The sequence below is a fragment of the Psychrobacter glacincola genome (assembly GCF_904846215.1).
Lineage (GTDB): Bacteria > Pseudomonadota > Gammaproteobacteria > Pseudomonadales > Moraxellaceae > Psychrobacter > Psychrobacter glacincola.
The window spans coordinates 109,243-130,892 of the sequence record NZ_CAJGZK010000003.1; the positions used below are offsets into that span (position 1 = coordinate 109,243).

19 protein-coding genes are annotated in these 21,650 nt (G+C 43.3%); 12 read left to right on the forward strand and 7 right to left on the reverse strand.

The genetic code is table 11. The features are described 5' to 3' along the window. Window positions 1–2: 2 nt before the first annotated feature. Window positions 3–2,009 (reverse strand): ATP-binding cassette domain-containing protein, encoded by a 2,007-nt coding sequence (locus JMW90_RS02800; protein WP_201561578.1) that lies wholly within the window; start codon window positions 2,007–2,009, stop codon window positions 3–5. A gap of 504 nt (window positions 2,010–2,513) precedes the next feature. Between JMW90_RS02800 and erpA the strand changes: the two genes are divergently transcribed. From erpA to JMW90_RS02840, 8 genes are all read left to right on the forward strand, one after another. Next, a complete protein-coding gene (erpA, locus tag JMW90_RS02805; RefSeq protein WP_020442442.1) occupies window positions 2,514–2,894 on the forward strand; it encodes an iron-sulfur cluster insertion protein ErpA in 381 nt (126 codons plus the stop codon). A gap of 408 nt (window positions 2,895–3,302) precedes the next feature. Next, on the forward strand, window positions 3,303–4,886 hold the full coding sequence (gene gshA / locus JMW90_RS02810) for a glutamate--cysteine ligase (protein ID WP_379607078.1): 1,584 nt from the start codon (window positions 3,303–3,305) through the stop codon (window positions 4,884–4,886). A gap of 54 nt (window positions 4,887–4,940) precedes the next feature. Then, window positions 4,941–5,471 carry a disulfide bond formation protein B gene (locus tag JMW90_RS02815; protein WP_201561580.1) on the forward strand — a complete coding sequence of 177 codons (531 nt, stop codon included), beginning with the start codon at window positions 4,941–4,943 and terminating at the stop codon, window positions 5,469–5,471. Between the two features lie 194 nt (window positions 5,472–5,665). Further along, window positions 5,666–6,289 (forward strand): copper resistance protein NlpE N-terminal domain-containing protein, encoded by a 624-nt coding sequence (locus JMW90_RS02820; protein WP_201561581.1) that lies wholly within the window; start codon window positions 5,666–5,668, stop codon window positions 6,287–6,289. A gap of 298 nt (window positions 6,290–6,587) precedes the next feature. Continuing rightward, on the forward strand, window positions 6,588–8,072 hold the full coding sequence (mpl, locus tag JMW90_RS02825) for a UDP-N-acetylmuramate:L-alanyl-gamma-D-glutamyl-meso-diaminopimelate ligase (protein ID WP_201561582.1): 1,485 nt from the start codon (window positions 6,588–6,590) through the stop codon (window positions 8,070–8,072). Window positions 8,073–8,520: 448 nt separating this feature from the next. Continuing rightward, window positions 8,521–8,775, forward strand: a complete 255-nt coding sequence (locus JMW90_RS02830; RefSeq protein WP_201561583.1) for a GlsB/YeaQ/YmgE family stress response membrane protein — start codon at window positions 8,521–8,523, stop codon at window positions 8,773–8,775. Between the two features lie 181 nt (window positions 8,776–8,956). Next, the gene (gene def, locus JMW90_RS02835) at window positions 8,957–9,511 is read left to right on the forward strand and encodes a peptide deformylase (RefSeq protein ID WP_201561584.1); all 555 of its coding nucleotides are present in this window, start codon (window positions 8,957–8,959) and stop codon (window positions 9,509–9,511) included. A 242-nt stretch (window positions 9,512–9,753) separates the two neighbouring features. Beyond that, a complete protein-coding gene (locus tag JMW90_RS02840) occupies window positions 9,754–10,929 on the forward strand; it encodes a type III PLP-dependent enzyme (protein ID WP_201561585.1) in 1,176 nt (391 codons plus the stop codon). A gap of 144 nt (window positions 10,930–11,073) precedes the next feature. Here JMW90_RS02840 and JMW90_RS02845 read toward each other — a convergent pair whose 3' ends face one another. The 3 genes from JMW90_RS02845 to dnaJ form a co-directional block, all read right to left on the reverse strand. Continuing rightward, complete coding sequence (locus JMW90_RS02845; RefSeq protein ID WP_201561587.1) at window positions 11,074–12,036, reverse strand: hypothetical protein; 963 nt, start codon at window positions 12,034–12,036, stop codon at window positions 11,074–11,076. Window positions 12,037–12,103: 67 nt separating this feature from the next. Further along, complete coding sequence (dapB, locus tag JMW90_RS02850; RefSeq protein ID WP_201561589.1) at window positions 12,104–12,934, reverse strand: 4-hydroxy-tetrahydrodipicolinate reductase; 831 nt, start codon at window positions 12,932–12,934, stop codon at window positions 12,104–12,106. A 170-nt stretch (window positions 12,935–13,104) separates the two neighbouring features. Further along, window positions 13,105–14,244, reverse strand: coding sequence for a molecular chaperone DnaJ (gene dnaJ / locus JMW90_RS02855; protein ID WP_201561590.1), 1,140 nt, complete (start codon window positions 14,242–14,244; stop codon window positions 13,105–13,107). 625 nt (window positions 14,245–14,869) lie between these two features. Here dnaJ and JMW90_RS02860 point away from each other — a divergent pair. Further along, window positions 14,870–15,523 (forward strand): DUF2939 domain-containing protein, encoded by a 654-nt coding sequence (locus JMW90_RS02860; RefSeq protein WP_201561591.1) that lies wholly within the window; start codon window positions 14,870–14,872, stop codon window positions 15,521–15,523. A 259-nt stretch (window positions 15,524–15,782) separates the two neighbouring features. Here the strand turns inward: JMW90_RS02860 and JMW90_RS02865 are convergent, their stop codons facing one another. Then, on the reverse strand, window positions 15,783–16,868 hold the full coding sequence (locus JMW90_RS02865) for a thioredoxin fold domain-containing protein (RefSeq protein ID WP_201561592.1): 1,086 nt from the start codon (window positions 16,866–16,868) through the stop codon (window positions 15,783–15,785). Between the two features lie 384 nt (window positions 16,869–17,252). Continuing rightward, window positions 17,253–17,957: a pseudouridine synthase gene (locus tag JMW90_RS02870; protein WP_201561677.1), complete on the reverse strand. Its 705-nt coding sequence runs from the start codon at window positions 17,955–17,957 to the stop codon at window positions 17,253–17,255. 196 nt (window positions 17,958–18,153) lie between these two features. Between JMW90_RS02870 and JMW90_RS02875 the strand changes: the two genes are divergently transcribed. From JMW90_RS02875 to JMW90_RS02885, 3 genes are all read left to right on the forward strand, one after another. Next, window positions 18,154–18,750 carry a YigZ family protein gene (locus JMW90_RS02875; protein WP_201561593.1) on the forward strand — a complete coding sequence of 199 codons (597 nt, stop codon included), beginning with the start codon at window positions 18,154–18,156 and terminating at the stop codon, window positions 18,748–18,750. Window positions 18,751–18,884: 134 nt separating this feature from the next. Then, window positions 18,885–19,949, forward strand: a complete 1,065-nt coding sequence (locus JMW90_RS02880) for a YheT family hydrolase (RefSeq protein ID WP_201561594.1) — start codon at window positions 18,885–18,887, stop codon at window positions 19,947–19,949. A 48-nt stretch (window positions 19,950–19,997) separates the two neighbouring features. Beyond that, the gene (locus JMW90_RS02885; protein WP_201561595.1) at window positions 19,998–20,549 is read left to right on the forward strand and encodes an acyl-CoA thioesterase; all 552 of its coding nucleotides are present in this window, start codon (window positions 19,998–20,000) and stop codon (window positions 20,547–20,549) included. A gap of 122 nt (window positions 20,550–20,671) precedes the next feature. Here the strand turns inward: JMW90_RS02885 and JMW90_RS02890 are convergent, their stop codons facing one another. Beyond that, a complete protein-coding gene (locus tag JMW90_RS02890) occupies window positions 20,672–21,619 on the reverse strand; it encodes an alpha/beta fold hydrolase (protein WP_201561596.1) in 948 nt (315 codons plus the stop codon). Window positions 21,620–21,650 lie beyond the last annotated feature (31 nt).

The following is a 21,650-nucleotide window of genomic DNA, read 5'->3' on the forward strand; positions in this document are numbered from 1 at the left end:
TATTAGCCGATATTGGCTTCCATCTCTTCTAAAGTTGTCATTGCCAATAGTAATTTTTCTTCATGTTGACTATGTTGCTGCTGCAATGCGGTTTGCTCATTAAGTAGCTTCATTAAATCAGACTTACGGCTTTCCTCATAAAACTCAGTGTCGGCAAGCTTTGTCTCAAGGGTCGTCAGCTTCTTATCAATATCAGCCAAAGCTTTTTCTGTATTTTCAATATCACGGCGAATAGGCGCGGTTAATTTGCGTTGTTCAGCCGCCAGCTTACGCTGCGCATCTTTACTAAGTACAGGTTGAGACTCGTTATTGCTCACTTGCTTATTGACCTGACTATCGGTCGTTTCACGTGAAACAAACTTCTTACTCTCTTTTTTGCTCTTTTTCTTACTGGTATTTTTGTCTGTCGAATTTTCTTGTTTGCGCTTTTCGGCAAGCCATTTACCATAGTCGCTAATGTCACCATCGAACTCTTCAATTATACCATCATGTACCAAAAACAACTCATCGCAGACGTTGGCAATCAGCTCGCGGTCATGCGAGACCAGTACCACTGCCCCTTCAAAGCCTTGCAAGGCAATGGTCAACGCTTGACGCATTTGTAGGTCTAAATGGTTGGTTGGCTCATCGAGTACCAGCACGTTCGGACGTTGCCAGACAATCAAAGCTAACGTTAAGCGCGCACGCTCACCACCAGAGAATAGCTCACTGATGGTATCGATACGGTCACCACGGAAATCAAAGCTACCCAAAAACGAGCGTAGCATGGCATCAGAAGTATTGCCTGCTAAGCGGCGTAACATCTCTATTGGCGTTGCCTTCGGATCAAGGATATCCATTTGATGCTGATTAAAGTAGCCAAGCTTTAGCGTATCAGAGACATTATAGCTGCCCTTTAATACGCCAAGCTCACCGACCAAGGCTTTAATCAAGGTCGATTTACCCGCGCCATTCATTCCAAGTAGTCCGATACGAGTATCAGGAGTGACTTGCACATTGGCATTATAAAGCAGCGGCGTGTCGCTATAACCAATATCTGCATCGGTCAGCTCAATCAATGGCGAGCTCATATTAGCTGGCTCATAAAAGCGGAACGAGAACGGGTTGTCTGCCATCATTGGTGACAGCTCTGCCATGCGCTCAAGCTGCTTGATACGGCTCTGCGCTTGCTTTGCCTTACTGGCTTTAGCACGAAAACGACGAATAAAGTCATCCAAATGTGCTTTGGTCGCTTCTTGCTTCTCAAACGCTTGCTGCTGCTGCGCCATACGCTCGTGACGGGTGCGAATAAATTGCTGATAGTTACCGGTATAAAGGGTGATTTTTTGCTGCTCAACGTGCAAGATATGACCAACAGTATTATCTAAGAACGTTTGATCATGTGAGATGACGATGACCAAACCAGTAAAGGCATTAATCCACGTCTCAAGCCACAAAATCGCATCCAAATCCAAATGGTTGGTTGGCTCATCGAGTAGCATCAAGTCAGCGCGGCTCATCAAGGTCTTAGCAAGATTTAAACGCATACGCCAACCACCCGAAAACCCTTCTACCGGTAGCTCATGCTGGTTGGTATTAAAACCAAGTCCTGCCATGATTTGCGCGGCTTTGGTTGGTGTACGATAGCCATCAATCTCATCAAACTGCTGATGCAGTACGCCAATCTGCTCATCACTGACGCTGCTTAAGTCATTTAACGTAGCATTAATCTCGTACCACTGCTCATCACCGCTCAGCACATAATCAATCGCCGTCTGTGTGGTCGCGCCAACTTCCTGCGCCATGTGCGCTACATGCCAGCTATCGGGAATACTCACTTCACCCCTATCAAGCGTCACTTCGGTGTCACCGGTACCCATTCGTGTCAATAACAAGGCAAATAAGGTCGATTTTCCGGTCCCGTTATTGCCCGTTAAGCCAACTTTGTGGCCCGGATGTAGCTGGAAGCTTGCCCCTGCAAACAACTCACGACCATCACGGCGAACACCAACGTCTTTAAATTCGATCATATAATTTCTTCATCTCAGCGGTAATATAAAACATAAGGCAATAGGAAAAACACTTCTCTGGCGTGTTTACTGGCGGCTATTATTTCAAACGCCTAACCGATAGGCAAACAATTAAATAAGTATTTTAAATTCAAACCTTTATACTGCTACTAATTCCCTTGTATTAACAAACAACAAGGGGCATATATAAGTAGGTTATAATAGCAAATGCTACTGTTACCCTTGACAAATCAATCATTAGCCCAACTATGTTATACTAGCAAAACACTATTGACATCAGGCAGTTAAGTACTGATATTCTCAATTAAAGCTTAGTTACTATGCTGTCTATATCGCAGTGGTGGTCCAACAATAGCGATACCTTGCATAAAAAATAGTGCAGTTGCCTGTAGGTCATGAATAGCCGCTATGAAAAGCTACTGGCAAGTCATCTTAGCCTGTATCAATAGACGACCTCGCATAGGGTAAAAATAATAACATCTGATTTTAGCAATTGAGGTAGATATGAACCAACCAGCCAACCAATTTAATCCAAGCTCAAGCCAACCTGTCGATCCAACGGTTTTGAATCTGACTGACAGTGCAGCGCAAAAAGTACGTCGCCTGCGTGAAGAAGAAGGCGATAACAATTTGATGCTACGCGTCTATGTCACTGGCGGCGGCTGCTCAGGCTTTTCTTATGGCTTTAACTTTGCCAATGAGCTCAATGAAGATGATGCCAACTTCGATAATAACGATGTGACCTTGGTCGTTGACTCATTAAGCTATCAATATCTGCAAGGCTCTACTGTTGATTATACCGAAGGCTTGGAAGGCGCACGATTTATCGTAACCAACCCTAATGCCACGACCACTTGTGGCTGCGGCTCGTCATTCTCGATCTAAATACTCGCTTTGGTATACCTCAATATCCAATGATTATATAAAGAATTGTTTTGCTATGGCACTTACCCGATTGGTAGGTGCTTTTTATTTCAGATATTTTTCCTATAAAAATTTGGGTGCATTGGCTATTGATAAAAATAGAGTTGCCCTCCATAAAAGCTTTCAAGAAAATAAGCACAAACGATCAATTAAAGTGACTTCTGAAAGTCACTTCTGTATTAAGATTTTACTGCTATTTTATGGCTAGATTTCTTGCCAGACAGAGTAAAGTTTACCTTAATAAAAACGGACCGTATTTGTAATCGTGCGTGGTTTTTAGCCTATCTTTGGGCTAAACTGAAGTCACTATTCTCTATTTTTCGATTAGCCATTGATGGTTTTTTAATCAATAATAACCAATAACAACAGATGATCCTTATGAGTAATTTTGCGAGTAGCTTTGTCGATTTTGATATTCCAAACTGGTTTGCCAGCGAGCATTTAGCAGGCATGTTACGTGGTATCGAAAAAGAAGGATTGCGCGTTACGCCTGATGGTTACTTAGCACAAACGCCACATCCTGCCAAACTGGGCTCCAAGCTGACTCATCCTTTTATTACGACGGATTATTCTGAGAGTTTACTTGAGCTGATTACCGACCCCAAGTCCTCGCCAAAAGAGACGCTTAACATGCTGCGCCAATTGCATCTATTGGTATATCAAGGCATGCCTGAAAATGAGCTGATGTGGCCGCTGTCTATGCCTTGCATGCTGTCATCAAATGATGAAGATATTCCACTCGCAGATTATGGCAGCTCTAATACCGGTAGACTGAAGACTTTATACCGTAGTGGGCTTGGTATTCGTTATGGTCGCCGCATGCAGACCATTGCAGGTTTACATTACAATTTATCGTTTGGTGACGATTTATTCACTGCGTGGCAAGCACATACCCCTGCCGCACAAGCGTTGACATTAACAGAATTTAAAAATGATAAATATCTTGGCTTGATTCGCAATTTCAAGCGCCTGACCAGTTTGGTATTATATCTATTGGGCGCAAGTCCTAGTGTTTGCCCGTGCTTTGTTTCAGGGATTGAGCATGACCTTGAGCTATTCAATGATTCAACCTATTACAAACCGACTGCCACTAGTTTGCGTATGGGCAAACTTGGTTATACCAATAGTGTTCAAGAGCACCTTGATATCCGCTATAACAATTTGCCCGAATATATTGAAGGGCTGCGCCGTGCGATTCAAACCCCGCATGAAAGCTTTGAGAAATTGGGCTTAGATGATGAGAACGGCAATCCTATTCAAATCAACAATCATATTTTGCAAATAGAAAACGAGTACTACAGCCCTATTCGCCCTAAACAAATAGCGATGAGTGGTGAGAGCCCAACTGAAGCGCTTGAGCGTCGCGGTATTGCTTATGTTGAATTTCGGGCAATCGATTTAGACCCTTATAGTGATATCGGTATCCGCTTATCTAGCGCCTGCTTTTTAGAAGTGATGGCGCTCTATTGCCTACTTAGTGACTCCCCTGAATTGATGCCTGAAGAAGAGGAAGCGCTTGCTATCAATCTTGAGCGCGTCGTCAATGAAGGTCGCCGTAAACACCTACAAATTCTTAATAATGGTGCTGAGCAATCCTTAGAGAGCTGGATGCTGATGCATCTGAACCGTATGCAGCCACTAGCTGCACTATTAGATGCTCATTATGGCGGCAATGATTATCGTGCGGCAGTTGCCTTGATGCAAGGTAAGGCTGGTCACTCTGAATCAACCATTTCAGCGCAAGTGAACTCTGATAGTAAGCGCTTGGGTAGTTTATGGCAGTTGGGCTTTACCTTAGCGCAGCAGCACCGCGACTCGTTACTGCAGCAGACCCTCAGTCCAAATACGCAAGCCAAATATGAGGTGCTCGCCGAAAAATCCATCTTACAACAAGCAGAGACGGAAGAAGCGGAAACAGAATATTTTATGGACTTCTTACAGCAATATCGCTAATCTTTCATACCTTTCTGTTATTTATTAACAAGCACTTTATAAGAGTATCTACCCATGCTACAGCTGACCACTTACCGCAATCTGCAAGTGTTTTTAGTCATAATGACCGCGATAGGCATGAGTTTTGCACTATTTTTCTTACAGCGTTATATGGGGTTCTCACCTTGCCCGCTATGTATTTTTCAGCGGATTGGACTGATGATTATGGGCGGTTTTGCTTTAATCGCCGCTTTGTTTCATCCAAAATCGATGGTTATCAGACTGCTACTTTGGCTTGGTAGCTTAGCAGGTATCGGCTGGGCGACAATAGTCGCAGGGCGACATGTTTGGCTACAGCATTTACCAGCCGATCAAGTGCCGTCATGTGGTCCGGGTTTGGATTATTGGCTTGATACTTTGCCTATGCAGCAGGTATTAAAAGAAGTATTTGCGGGCTCTGGTGAATGCGCCTCCATTGACTGGACATTTTTGGGCTTAAGTATCCCTGAGCAAGCCTTGATTTTATTTAGTATTCTTATACTGACCCATTTGCTTATCTTGTGGCGTATCGTACGTCCTGCTACGCCTACTCCTCTCGCTCGATAAATACCGCACGGCGCGCTATCCACAGTTTTCTCCATTTTTATCACATAATTTAACGAAATCAAGCTCGCAACGCGGGCTTGATTTCGTTACTCTAGTCGTTTTCGTTCTATGTGATTTTCACGCTGATTTTAGAGTCAAAATAACATCAGTTGTGATTAGCAATATCATTTAAAAATCTGCTCTGTGGTAATACTATGATAAATTTTTCGCCTGTATTTTCTGCCGCCTCGCTTAACAACCGCTGTCTACGTCTATTATTAGCCGTGCCGGTCTGTATCGCCTTGGTGAGCTGTGACAGTGCCTCTTCTTCTACAAATAAAAATACCCAAGGTGCGCCGATTAACAGCGACCAAAGTAAAGTCTTGAATAATGATGAGCCTGCCTTAGAAGACAATAGTGCCAAAGCATCAGCTAATGAAGACAGTCATCAAGAAGGACAGGCACTCATTGCAGCAGCGAACTCAAATAATAGCTCAGCACGTTCACCGATGATCTCAGCAGCAAATAACGATAGTATGTTGCAAGCGACCTTGATGGGCGATTATGGCGGTGTTGTCCCCTGCCCATCTTGTGGCAGTATTGATATCACTCTAAACTTATTCGCCGATGGTTCCGTATTAAAAACCAGTGTTTTTAATCAAGCTGAAACGCCGCAACCCCCTTTGGTAGAATCCGGTGTCTATCGTCAAGACAATGACATGATTACTATTGTTTATGAGAAAAAAAATATCGAAAGCTATCAAATCCAAGGCAATCATTTAATTATGATGGATGAATATAAAAATCCTGATGAAGACTATGCCTTAGCGCGTCAATAACTGAGTGAATCGTAACGCCATACATTATCTTTGAGATGAGACTAAATCCGACTACTTTATAATTTTGATAACGCCTATTTACTAGGCGTTTTTTATTGGTCAACGAACCATGATTACTTTACAATGAGCGCTGTCCTGCTGTCCTGCTGTCCTGCGGTCGTTGGCTCAGCACAAGAGAGCATTGGCTAAGACAATATTTTACGAACATAAACATTGGCTCAGCCAAATATAGTACTCTCTCTTTTATTGGCTCACGTCAGATTTTCATTCCTCTTATTCAAGCTCGTACGGAACGTCTATGCATATTCATATTCTTGGTATTTGTGGTACTTTTATGGGCTCGCTGGCATTGCTAGCACGCGAGCTTGGACATACGGTGACCGGCTCAGACGCCAATATTTATCCGCCGATGTCCACCCAGCTTGAACAGGCAGGCGTCACTATCGAAGAGGGCTACTTGATAGCGCATTTGCAGCCGGCACCGGATCTGGTGGTCGTCGGTAATGCGATGAAGCGCGGTATGGATGTGATTGAATATATGCTGGACACAGGTCTACGCTATACCTCTGGACCTCAGTTTTTATCTGAGCAAGTATTGCAATCTCGCCATGTCATCGCGGTTGCAGGTACGCATGGTAAGACCACGACGACGACCATGCTTGCGTGGATACTGCACTATGCCGGTATCGACGCTGGATTTTTAATCGGCGGGGTGCCACTTGTCAATACCCTTGATGAGCATTTACAGCACGTCTTTGCTCACAGCAGTTATTTGGGTGCTGACAACATTGATAATGACGATTCGGCAAATACTGGCTATTTCGTTATCGAAGCAGATGAATATGATTCTGCATTTTTTGATAAGCGCTCAAAATTCGTGCATTATCGTCCACGTACGGCGATTTTAAACAACTTAGAATTTGATCATGCTGATATTTTTGCCGATCTTGAGGCCATTCAAACCCAATTTCACCACATGGTACGTATGATTCCAAGCACTGGCAAAATCATCATGCCCACAGCGACTGTTAGCTTAGAGGATACCTTGGCAAAAGGTGTTTGGACACCTGTTTGGCGGACGGCAGTATTAGAATCAGCGACACATAATACCTATGCAACAGATAATAGTGATTGGCAAGCTGAGCTTATCAGCGAAGATGGTGGTCAATTTGCTGTCAGTTTTTTGGCTGATACTGCTGATAAAGAAGCCACGGGAGTCGTCGATTGGTCGATGAGTGGTCTACATAATGTCAATAATGCCCTCGTTGCCATAGCGGCAGCTTACAATATTGGGGTGAGTGTCAAAACTGCTTGCGCCGCTTTATCAGCATTTGCCGGTATCAAGCGCCGGATGGAGCTTATCGGCAATGTAAATGATATCTTAGTCTTTGATGATTTCGCTCATCACCCAACAGCGATTGCTACCACTTTAGATGGTGCTAAGAAAAAGCTAGCGGATAGACGACTTTGGGCTATCATTGAGCCGCGTAGCAACACCATGAAGATGGGTATCCATCAAGACAGTCTAGCGCAGTCCGCAACGCTCGCCGACCATACGTTATGGTACGAGCCTACCGGACTTGAATGGGGTCTAAAAGACGTTATTGATAATGCCACTATCGCAAACCCAAGTATTAGCAGCCAACAGGTACTCTCTAACGTGGATGATATCATTACTCATATCTGCACATATGCCAAGGCAGGTGATGCAATTGTGATTATGTCTAATGGTGGCTTTGAAGGTATTCACCAGCGTTTATTAACGGCTTTAGGTAACAGCTGATCTGGGCTTTATAATCATACGAAAAAAGCGTAGTCTCCTTATCAACGAGCTACGCTTTTTTATTCTTAGCAAAAATAATTTTACTTCAATAACTATAGTCAGGGAAAAGTAATATCGATACATCAAGTACTGCTGATATTCATTTTTCTTGCTTGCTGTGCGCTTCGCACTCCAGAGGCTGCAAAAAATTTATACCAGCAGCACTGTATTTTTTTTAAATTTAATCGACTATAGATAATAGTACTCAATCATTTTCTTAGCCACTTTCCTGCCTTTGTAACACCCCGTTTACCTATCACCTCTGCTAAATAGCAAATATCGCTTTTTTCTCACAGAGCCCATACACAGGTAACATTTTTTGCTTATTTCTCAATCTCGATAGTGTTTACAATGAACTCAACAAAATAAGTAAACCATTATAAATGATACACACTTTAGGAGAATTGAGATGAGCTTTATTTGGATGATTATCGTTGGTCTGGTTGCAGGTCTATTAGCACGTGCGATTAAACCAGGTAGTGACCCTATGGGTTGGATTATGACCATTATACTGGGTATCGTTGGTGCTATGCTTGGTGGCTTCGTTGCTGGATTGGTCGGTATCAATGCTGATGGCGGTTTCACTGGTCTAATATTCTCAGTAATCGGTGCGATTATCTTGTTGTTCATTTATGAGATGATTATGAGTAGACGCCGCGTCTAATTAGGCACAGCTAAAGAATATATCTAAATAATAAATATACAGAATAAAGGTCTTGTGCAATCAAGGCCTTTTTTATTGCTGCCATTTCCTCTCTCATTAGCTATTGATAAACATTACTTTTGTCCCCATTTAACTTATAATATCAAACCTATTTTTTATCTTTATCATTGAGGTGAGCCTTATGGCGTTACTCCCTATTTTAAGCTATCCAGACCCGCGCCTGCGTACGATTGCGACGCCTGTCAAGGAAGTTACTGCTGAAATCAAAACCCTAATCACCGATATGATTGAGACCATGTATGAGGCGCAAGGTATCGGTCTGGCTGCGAGCCAAGTTGATCGCCATATTCAGCTTATCGTTATCGATTTATCAGAAGATAAAGACAGCCCAAGAGTATTTATCAATCCAAAAGTAACGCCATTGGTTGAAGAAAAGCAGTCGTATGAAGAAGGCTGTCTGTCGGTGCCGGATGTCTATGACAAGGTTGAGCGCCCAAATAAGGTGCGTATTGAAGCACTAGATCAAGATGGTAATGCTATCGATGAAGAAGTTGAAGGCTTACTGGCAGTATGTATTCAACACGAAATGGATCATCTAAGTGGGGTTATTTTCGTTGATTATTTGTCGCGTTTGAAACAGACGCGTGCGCGTGATAAGGTGCGTAAAGTCCTTAAAATACGTGAAAAACAAGGCGAGCAAGTAGCGGAAAAAGAGCCACAGCCCGCAAATTCTTAATATATTTCTTTGATGAGCTGATTGCATACGCTTCTCGTTAGAGCGTTTTGTCGTCGCTTGTGCTACGTTTTAACTGCTGCCTGTTGTAGATACAGCACATAGCGCAGTGATAAGGCCGTGATATTTCATTTTTAAAGAAGTTAGCTTTACTTTTTTAACCTACCTTATTTCTATTATTGTTTTTATGATGGTCTTTATTTATTGCCTCTATCAAACACCCGTCTTTATTAAAGGTTTTTACCATGATCAAAATCGACCAATATTTTGACCCTGCTGGCTGGCAGAAATTTACCAAAGCGGCTGAAGGTCGTGAAACACCATTTTTGGTGGTTGATCTTAATCGTATTAAAATAAAATATCATGAAATGGTTGGTCTTTTTCCTACTGCTAAAATCCATTATGCGATGAAAGCAAGTCCTGCTGTCGAAGTCATCAATCTGCTCGCTGAGCTTGGTTCAAACTTTGACTGTGCGTCGATTTATGAGCTTGATCGCGTGCTTGACTGCGGCGTCGATGCCTCACGTATCTCTTATGGCAATACCATCAAAAAACCTGAGCATGTCAAATACGCCTTTGAAAAAGGGATCGATTTGTATGCGACCGACTCAGAAGCGGATTTAAAAAACATCGCAAAACATGCACCTGGCTCAAAAATATTCGTACGTATCTTGGTACAAGGATCAGAGACTGCTGAGTGGCCGTTGTCACGCAAGTTTGGTTGTCACCCCAATATGGCGATTGAGCTCTTGATTCAAGCGCAGGAATTGGGCTTAGTACCTTATGGCATCTCATTCCATGTGGGCAGTCAGCAAAAAGACGTTGCTGCTTGGGATGATGCCTTAGCCAAAGTTAAATACATGTTTGACTGGATGAAGAACGAAGAAGGCATTAAGCTACGAATGATTAATTTGGGTGGCGGCTTTCCGGCAAATTATATGAGCGAAGTCAATCCTATTAAAGTCTACGCTGAAGAGATTAAAAGCTACTTAAGCGACGACTATAGTGCGGAAGACATGCCTGAGATTATTTTAGAGCCCGGTCGCTCGTTGGTGGGTGATTCAGGCGTTCTGGTCAGTGACGTGGTATTGATTTCTCGTAAATCGCATACTGATTTGACGCGCTGGGTCTATACCGACGTAGGCTTATTCCAAGGTTTAATCGAAACTTTGGGTGAAGCCATCAAATACCCTGTTTATACGCCTAAAATGGAAACCTCGACCAGTGCAGGTACGGTGGTATTAGCAGGTCCTACTTGTGATTCAACTGACATCATGTATGAAGAAGCAGGCTATCAGCTACCAGAAGAGCTTGAGATTGGTGACAAGATATTTTGGTTGACCACGGGTGCTTATACCAACTCTTATTCCTCTATTGAGTTTAATGGTTTTCCACCTTTAGAAGTGGTCTATGCTGACTAGTTTTTGATAAATGATGGTTGATATAAAAAAGCGCGGCATTGTGAATAACAGTGCCGCGCTTTTTTATGTTTATTTCGCTATAGTCAGAGAAAAGTAATATCGATACATCACGTACTGCTGATATTAAGTTGTTTTAACTATAGCTTACTGCACCAGTATCGATATTGGAATATCATTGCTACGGCTATTATTTTGCTTGCCACCATAGCTTGCACTTTGATTTTGGGTGTTTTGAGAGATTTGTCCGATCGTCACCCACTGTCCACGTGGCACAATAATGGTGCTGTTTAATCTTTGCCCTTGCACGCTACTATTATAACCATAGCGATTATAAGAAGGATTGGCGCGCACCAACTGCTCTTCAACCTGTGATAACTTTACTTCAACTTGTCCATTAGCAAGCAGCCTTGGCATTACCGCGATACCTTGGGTCGTTGGCAATAATACCTGTTGTTGAATAATAATCTGCCCTAATGGATGATTGCCTATTTGATTGCCATAAGCTCGATAACGTGGATAAAGGTTAGCATTATAGCTTTGGGTTAGTGACCATAACGTGCCTGTACTAATACTCGCGGCGCTACCAGATAAAGTTTGGACTTGATATAAGTTATTGGTTTGCTGTTGGCCATTACTCTGGTTGATAACGCCTACGCCTTGAATACTGCGATTACTGATAATGACCTGACCTTGCTGTATATTACCTTGGCTACTGTTATTATTGCCTACGCGTACAGAGACCGTTAGCGCTTGCGGCTGACGGTCAATCTGTGTCAATAGCTGTTGTACCATCCGATAATTGGCAGCAGTGGTACGAAGTACTAGCTTATCTTGATATATCGTGACTGTACCGCCGTCGCGGCTACTATTTAGCTGCTGATGTACGGCAGGTAATAACGCATCGCCGCCATAAGTATCGATGACGTAAGTCTCATAACTGCTTGGATTATTGCTTTGATAACTGCTTTGATTATTGGCAGCTTGCACTGCTAATGGCAGGATAGTCAGACTTAATGCAAAGACTGTTTGACGGGCGTAGCCAACCCTTTTATGAGTAGTAATAGCACAGCTGACTATTGCTATGAGGTTATAGCTAAACTTATTCATGTATAACTCCTAGTAGTCATCAATCAGTCATTAAAAAGCCAATTCTTTAAACCATCGTTATTCAAATTTAGTCATTCAAACCTAAGACATCCTGCATATTGTATTGACCAATGGGCTGTTGAACGATCCAAGTAGCGGCGCGCACCGCACCAGCAGCAAAAGTCATTCGCGCACGGGCACGATGGGTAATCTCAACGACTTCGCCATCCGCAATAAACATCACGGTATGATCACCAATAATTTCACCGCCGCGTATCGCATGAATACCAATCGTACCTGCTTCGCGCTCGCCAGTTTGTCCTTCACGGCCATAGACAGCGACGTCTTTTAGGTTCTGCCCACGTGCTTCTGCCACAGCCTCTGCCATCATATAAGCAGTGCCCGATGGCGCATCGATTTTATGCTTATGATGCGCTTCGATGATTTCGACATCGGCATCCTTCCCAAACGCTTTGGCAGCCAGACCTAATAGCTTTAATGACAGATTAACGCCTGTTGAATAATTGCCTGCGTAGACGATAGCAATTTGCTCACTTGCTGTTGCCAATACCTGCTCTTGCTGCTCATTAAAGCCTGTCGTGCCAATAACCATAGCGACGTTGTGCTCAGCACAGACTTGCATATTTTGTTCAGTGGCAGCAGGCAAGCTAAAATCGATCAATACATCAATATCGCTGATAACTGCTTTTAGGTCATCGACAATCTGTATCTCTAAACGCCCGATAGCCGCAACTTCTCCCGCATCTGCTCCGACCAAACTTGAGCCTTGGCGCTCAATCGCTGCACTCAGCGTCGTTTTCGGATTGTCTTGTGTCGCTTCGATAAGCATACGTCCCATACGTCCGCCGGCACCGATGACACCGACCTTAATTACTTTTTTGTTCTCTTGCTGACTCATATAATTGTCCTGAATGCTTTGTTTTTGATACGCTGGTTTTTAAATTTATTAGGCTAAGTTTAGCAAATATCAGCCTATGAATGGTTTTTTATAGCACCAATAAAAACCCCGATAGTTTCACGTGAAACTATCGGGGTTTTATCAGCTATTCATCTAAGTAAATGATCCTGTTAGTCGAACAAATCGCCAATCTTTTTAAAAAAAGACTTTTTATGTGGTGACTGCTGATGCTTACTATCACCATCCAATGTATCTTGGAATTGACGCAATAGATCTTTTTGCTCACGGGTCAGATTCACTGGCGTCTCGATGACCACGCGGCAAATCAAATCACCTTTCATCGTCGTGCGTACTGGCGTCACGCCTCTACCACGTACGCGCAGCAATTTACCACTTTGTGTCCCTTCTGCGACCTTGATTTTTACTTTACCATCTAAGGTTGGGATTTCCACTTCTTTACCGAGTGCTGCATCCGTAATGCTAACCGGCACATCCATATACAAATCAGCACCTTGACGCGTAAAGACATTGTGCGGTTTGACACGTACTTCGACGTATAAATCGCCGTTTTGTACGCCTGCGCCGCCCGCTTCGCCTTCGCCTGCCAAACGGACGCGATCGCCATCATCAACGCCTGCTGGGATAGAGACTTCTAGCGTACGTGACTTGTCTTTGACGCCATTACCATGACAGTCAGAACAAGGGTTTTTGATTTGTTTACCAGTACCGCCACAATGTGGGCAGGCCTGTTGAACAGCGAAGAATCCTTGCTGCATACGGACTTGACCTTGACCATGACAGGTTTGGCAAGTCACGATATCAGAAGCATTTTTTGCGCCTTTACCATCACAAGTATCACAAGGCGCAGGAGCTGTAAAGCTGATTTCTTTTTTGCAGCCGCGTACCGCTTCCTCTAAGGTCAGCTCAGTCACATAACGCAAGTCTGAGCCGCGACGCGAACGTCCACTGCCGCCGCCACGCGATTGACCAAAGATATCACCAAAGTTACCAAAGATATCGCCGAAGATGTCTTGGAAATTCCCCCCGCCACCGCCGCCGCCGAAACCACCACCGCCCATGCCATTTTCAAAAGCAGCATGACCCATACGGTCATACGCTGAGCGCTTTTCTTCGCTACTCAATACTTCATAAGCCATCGATGCTTCTTTAAATTTGTCTTCAGCATCAGGGTCGTCAGAGTTACGGTCTGGATGGTATTTCATGGCAAGCTTGCGGTAGGCTCGCTTGATCTCTTTGTTATCAGCGGTCTTACTGACACCTAGTATTTCATAAAAATCGCGCTTACTCATGGGCTCTCCTATCGTCTTCACAGTCCACCGCTTGGTCGATTTATCATTTGATGATGCTCATTATCGCTGAAGGTTTCATATGAAACATATCGCAATATAAAGAACATCAATGTTAATCGTATAAATCTTACCAGCGAATACAGTGGGGTGCTGCTTAGTCAAATCAATTATTAAAAGTTTGCGCTATTTATGGAGATGGCAGCACCATTTATCAAGTTGGCGAAGCGACAAAGTATTAATTAGACTCTTTAGCAATGGTTAAAAAGATTTTGTTAAAGAATAAATAAAGGTTTTTATACCTGAATAATGCTCAACCATGCTAGTATTTATCGCCATATTGATAGTTATCGTCGAGTCCGTTTAAAACATAAGGGCTACTTAAGTTGACGCTCTTTTATTTTGAGCTAACCCTACTTAGATATTATTATAGTCAGTCCTAAATAAAAGAAGTACAAATGTTATCAATCACTACTGGGGTTAATTTTCCTTGCTTGCTGTGCCTACGCAGACAGAGGCTGCGAATAATTAACCTCAGTAGTTCTGTACTCTTTTAAAAGTGGATCAACTATATTTAGACCCCTATTTACCCTCATCGCCATTATGCTTGCATCAAGGTATCGATTTTATGAAAAAGCTGATTGTTCTATTGATTGTCATTGCCGTTACTATCTATGCCGGCTCGCCTTATTACAGCGCCTATCAGCTTAAAAAGGCTTATGATGCCAAAGATGGCGCAACGATCTCGGCTGCTATCGACTATGAGCAAGTACGCCCAAGTATACAAAACCAGCTCACTGAGCAATTTTCTGTGACCATGACAAAGTATCCATTGGTGGCTGAGCTTGGCGGTGAGCCGTTAAAAGAGGCCGCAAACAGCTTTATCATGCAAGCAGTCGCCGGTGCTATCACGCCACAAAATATTGAAAAAGTCATCAATACCCAAGGTCAAGCCAATACTGCCACCAAAGAGCTGGCAGCAGCGTGGGCAATCGCCAGCAATCAAGTAGATTTAAAAAATCTCATCCAGAATCTCATTATTCATCGCGGTGATGTCAATGCCGTGGTCAAAAACCAAATGCAGCAAATCATGGAAAGGCAGGCCGACGAGCTAGAAAAGCAAGCGGTGCAAGGGACAGATAGTGACAAGCCTAAATTAAGTTATTGCGGCATCAACTGCTTCACCATCAGTGGGCAAGTAAAAGGCTATCCTTTGACTATAGAGATGCAGCGCGAGGGTTTGATTAATTGGAAAATCGTCGATATTATTTTGCCACAATAGGCTTACCATCACCTATTAAACGCAGCAAAAACCGCCCTATGAATATCGCTCATAGGGCGGTTTTTTAGTCATTGTTTATCATGATATCCATCATCATATAAATATCTTATTATGTAAAATACTCTAAAAACGCTACGGTACTGCGGGTACAAATTTTTTAAGCCTCTGTCTGCATGGGCACAGCAAGCAAGAAAAATTGATACCAGCAGTACGTAATGTGTCGATATGACTCTTCACTGACTATAAAGGTATCAACGACCTACTTTACGCCCAAGAATTCTAAAAACTCAGGACTCTCAAAGCTTGCTTGAAACAGGACGCCATCTTCACGATAAATAGCAGGAGTCGCCATAACGGCAAGCCCTGCCGCTTTTTCACGGTTGCCTACCACATCATCAGTTTTGCAACTTGCGGGCGCAGGTGTCATCTTGCCATGTAACATCGCCTGATCAAGCGCTTTACGACGACTGTCCTCGTTACCTTGGCACCAGATACCGCGCATTTGCTCAGGCGATTCTTCATAAATCGGATAACCGATCGTTTTTATCGTCACGCCTTTGGCATTGAGCATCGGCATCTGTTTATGTAGCCTACGGCAATACGGGCAATTGACATCGGTTGCGACATAAATCACCGCTTTTTCAGCACTGGTTGCAGGATAGCTAATCAGCTGCTTGGTATCCAAGGTGGTCAGGACAGATTGGTTTTTAAGCTTTTCAAAGGCGCCATCAAGCCCAGTAAATTGACCATTTTCGATGACTGATATTTCACCATCAGTGATGTACTGTGCATCATCTGATAATAAGAACGGCACGCCTTCTAATGTCGCACCCCAAATCACGCCCGGTACAGCAGTATAAAAGAAAGGCGTTTTGACACTCATATTTTTAAGTGCGCCCATATTTGCCAATAGGTCAGATTTGATACTGGTACTGACAGGCTCTCCTATTTGCGCACTGGTGCTACGCGCTGGCGTCTTGGTCACTACCCGCTTGATTGGATTCTTTTGCAGCTCACCTTGAATGACATATTTGCCATCTTTAGTGATATGTAATGGCAACTGCTCCGCCAAATTGACTTGATACATATTGGGTAATTTAGAGGGTACAATCGAGATTATCTGCGTTTTGATACCCGCTTGAGTCAGCAATTGGCGCAAACGGCTATCAACAGACTTACTGACTGTGCCAATAGCTTGAGTATTCTGGCTAGTTTGGACGCTTTGGTTAACCTTTTGGCTGACGGCTTTATTGGTCATGTCAGTAGTGCTCGGCTGCGCGCAAGCAGTGGTGGCTACCAACATAACACCAATCAAACTTACTGATTTTAATACAGGGAGTTTCACAGAGACCGTCCTATCTGGTTTTTAATAATGATCGTTATTCACTCATGCCTATTTAATAAAAGAGCAGTTTAATAAAAGAGCAGTTTAATAAAAGAGCAGTTTAATAAAAGAGCAGTTTAATAAAAAAGCAGTAAATAACATTATGTAAAAATATAGATTAAAAAAGAGAGGCTGACTGTAGCACAAGGATATTTTTTTCAAAGTCTTAAAGACTTAATTTTGCAAAACTGCTACTGAGCTTTAAGAGATAGGCAACACAGGCAGCCGCTAATGATAACTGACAGAAATAGCAGACCTTAAAAAGCAGCACACTGTTAAGCGTACTGCTGATGTTAGAGTCTGATATTTCTAAAGAATTATTTTAGAATTAAATAGGCTATAAACCTAGAATTTTGCTACTTCTTCAGGCGTTAAGAAGCGACTGTCGCCTTTTTCTAACCCGTCTAAAGTAATATGTCCAATACTGGCGCGATGTAGCTCAACCACTCTATTACCGAAATAGCCCATCATACGCTTTACTTGATGATATTTACCTTGCTCCAATGTCAAGCGCGCATGGGTGTCATCGATGAACTCAAGGGTTGCAGGCTTGGTTTCTTCATGTTCACCTTCTAACAAAATCCCTTCAGCGACTTCTTTGATAGCATTGGCTTGAGCGTCACTACCCATAGCATCCGCTAGCGTCAGCTCATAGACTTTGGCGTGCTCGTGCTTCGGGCTAGTCACGCGATGTAGCCAGCCACCATCATCACTGATGAGCAATGCGCCAGTCGTATCGACATCAAGACGTCCAGCAATACGTAAACTGCCAAGCTCTGGCACCGCAATAAGATCAGTGACGATTGGGTATTCTTTGGCCTTTAGGGTACATTCAAAGCCTTCAGGTTTATGAAGCAAGATATAACGATTGCCAGTCGCGACCGACAATGGCTCACCTGCCCACTGTACATCGTCATTGACGATATCGACATGTACACCAGGATCTTTGATAACCTGCTCGTTTACAGTGACTTCACCAGCGTGCAGAATTCTTTTGGATTCTTTACGTGATAGTTCAGTGGCTTTACTTAGAAATTTATCTAGACGCATATATTGCCTACCATTCGTTTTGGGATACTCACTCTCAATCAAAGACCAACGACGCATGCACGTGCACGTTTGTTGTTGGCTATCTTCAATGGGTAGAAGTGGTACTATAATAAAAAATGAAATTTACACTGCGCCAAATACGGACAACAGTGAAAGTGAGACAAGTTTACCATATCCAACCTAGACCTGATGAAATATGAGCTATCAAACACTAAAACGTGCCGTCACTGCGCGCTTAGAAATTAAAAAATCTGAGTTTATAGCTTACGCTTATCCAGTCAACTCACGTGAAGAAGCGATGTTTCACGTGGAACAGCTACGTGAGCAGTATGCCGATGCACGCCATCACTGTTGGGCTTATATTATTGGCGACCCCGATAATACTACCAGTGCAGGCTTTGACGATGATGGCGAGCCAAAGGGTACCGCAGGACGACCAATATTGAATGTACTGCAACATAAAGCTATTGGCAATGTCATTATTATAGTCGTCCGTTATTTTGGTGGTATCAAACTCGGTGCTGGCGGTCTAACCCGTGCTTATGCAGGCTCAGCACAAGCGGCAGTTGACCAGATGATATTGAGCCCTTATGTAGCGATGGCGCAAGTAAAGATATTGGCAGAGTTTGCGACCGAAGCACAGTGCCGTTATGTGGTCGATAGCTTAAACGGCAGTATTGATAATGTCGCCTATAGTAAACAGGTGCTATTAACTGTAACGCTCGCCGAGGCAGATATCAACAATCTAAAAGAAAGCCTTGCGGTGGCCGGGCGCGTATTAGAGTCGCCGTGACTCATGAATATTTTGAGTAACCATTCGTTCACTGAGCGTTCACTGAAAGTTATTGGTTTTGATAACCACCATCGGTATGATAAAGCACTGATTATTATCAACGATTTTCAACTGCCATTAAATAAGACACCTTTATGTCAACTTCAAAGCCGACCAAACCATTCTCACCAGCGCCTTTTAAACCACCGTTTTGGCTGACCAATCCGCACTTGCAAAGTATTTTGCCGAAGTTTTTTGCGCCAAAAACGCCAAATTATCGACGCGTGATTAAACAAGATTCACTTGGTGAAACAGATATCGCTTATGATTTTTATGATGCCTATCCTGTATCACATACAGAAAATAATGAGCTTGAACAAATACCGTTAATTGTGCTGTTTCATGGGATGGAAGGCAGCAGCGACAGTCATTATGCGCGTGCGTTAGCGTATCAAATGCATGCGCAAGGCTGGCATTTTGTCGTCGCTCACTTTCGCAGTTGCGGTGGTATTCCCGCGAATGGCAAAGTGTTTTATAACGCTGGTGACACGGGCGAGGTGCATCATATGTTAGAGAACTTGCATGAGAATTACGCACATATTTATGGGGTTGGCGTGTCGCTTGGCGGCAATGCACTTGCAAAATATATGGGTGAGTATGGTAATGAGGCGCTGTGCGACGGCGCAGCGGTGATATCTGCGCCAGTTGATATGTCATCGGCTGCTATTACCATGCATAGCTTTTTGAGTCATCGTATCTATACGCCGTATTTGCTAAATCCTATTATTAAAAAGGCATTGGCCAATGATCTGAGCCAAGATGAGATTAATTCTATCAAAGCTGCCAATCGTATCAGTGATTTTGATGATATCTTTACCGCACCGCGTCATGGTTATCGCTCCAAAAACGATTATTATCATTCATCTTCTGCCTTGCCATATTTAAGGAACGTCACACGCCCGCTATTGCTCATTAGCGCCAAAGACGATCCCTTTATTGGCTTTACTGCCACGCCCAATGACGTCTCAGACAGTGTCACTATTTTAGATACAGCACACGGTGGTCATATCGGCTATTTGCGCTATCGCTCAGACAAGGGTAGTGCCACACCTTCAGATAAAAAATCAAAATTCGATATCAACTGGATACCCGAAACCGTCAGCGCCTATTTTAACCATATTGGCGTGCCGTCTAATAAACCATCATATCGAAGTAAGTAATACTTAAGTAAATCATAGCCCTATTTTTTGAACCTTTGAGATTACTCTATGTATCCATATTTACGCTATACCAGATCTATTGTTCATGCTGTTATCGCTAATAAAAAAGGTCAATCTTTAGATCTTGTACAGACCAGTGAGGTGATAGTTCGTTGTAGCCTAACAGATCTTGACCCGATGTTAGAGATGAATAATGGTCGCGTATTGACCGTATATGATATAGGACGTACTGATTTTATTATTCGTACAGGGCTTGGGCGTTTGTTACTCAAAAAACGGTGGGGTATGGTAGTTGCTGGTAGCACTATTCAATACCGTAGGCGTATTCGCTTTTTGGACAAAGTCACGATTAAGACGCATATCGTCGGTATAGATAAGCGCTGGATATATCTTGAGCATTCTATGTGGGTTAAGGGCCAGCCGTGCTCATCTATGCTATTACGAACAGGCGTCACGGAAGGCGGTAAAGTGATAGATACGACGCGTGTGCTAAAAAGCTTAGGCAAAGAAGACTGGGAGTTACCACCGACTGGCTATGTGGCAGAATGGATTGCCAGTGATGCCGATCGTCCATGGCCACCGGTTGGGTTGAGGGTTTAGAGCTGCTTAATAAAAAAGAAACACCAGATAGCCTGATGTTTCTTTTTTTAGCATTTAATATTCTGATAGCACAGGTTTTGAGAGTCGCTATTTTACGAGCTAACATTTTCGAATAACAAAAACTACTTTGCCTTCAACCCAGCACGGAAGGCTTTATAGTCATCTGCCGATTCTTTTACCGCTTCTACCATCGGTACATGACCGACTTCCGACATCATAATGACTTGTGCTTGCGGCATCAACTTACTCATCACTTTGGCAGTCTCAGGTTTTATGATCTTGTCCTCTTCTCCCCAAACGATCAGCGTCGGAATATTATATTTGGCAACGACTTTGGCGCGCGTCTCTACATTATCTGCGACGATCTGTTTGAGTATCTTAGTATTCAAAGCGCGATTGGCGATACTTTGCTGTGCAAAGACCGCTTGCACGGTTTTGGGGACATAAGGCGGCTTGTACATGACCGTTTTATACATCGCAAAATACTCTTCAGTGCTATCAATCAACAGCGGACTATTATCAAGGTCCGACGCTTTAAACTCTCGTTGCATGTCCGCTGGCCAGAATCCCCCACTGTCCAATAGCCATAAGCTTTTGACACTGTTAGGATACATCGCTGCATAGGCGACACTGATAGCACCGCCCATCGAATTGCCCCCAACATGAATGGCTGATGCCATACCTTTGGCTTGTAGTAATTCATGCAAGCGCTTTGCTTGTGCATCTGCGCGGTAGTCTGCCTCTGATGGTTTGCTAGAGTTACCAAAACCTAGTAAATCTGGGATAATCAGATGATAGTCTTCTAACTTATCCGCGATACGGGTAAAGTTGTCTTTATTACCGCCAAAACCGTGGATTAATAATAAAGGCTCGCCAGCTAAGTTGCCGCCTTCTAAGTAAGTCATCTGCTCACCGGACGCCAGCGTAAATGCTTTGGTCTCAAGGTCTGATTTATTCCGTTCATACTGTACGAGCTTTTGGGTCGTGGCAACTGTAAAGGCATTGGGCGTCGTACATCCAACGACAGAAAGAGTCCATAGAGCAGCTAAACTTATGCGCAGTAATGTCATTAAAATATCCCTATTAATAACTAGAAAAAGT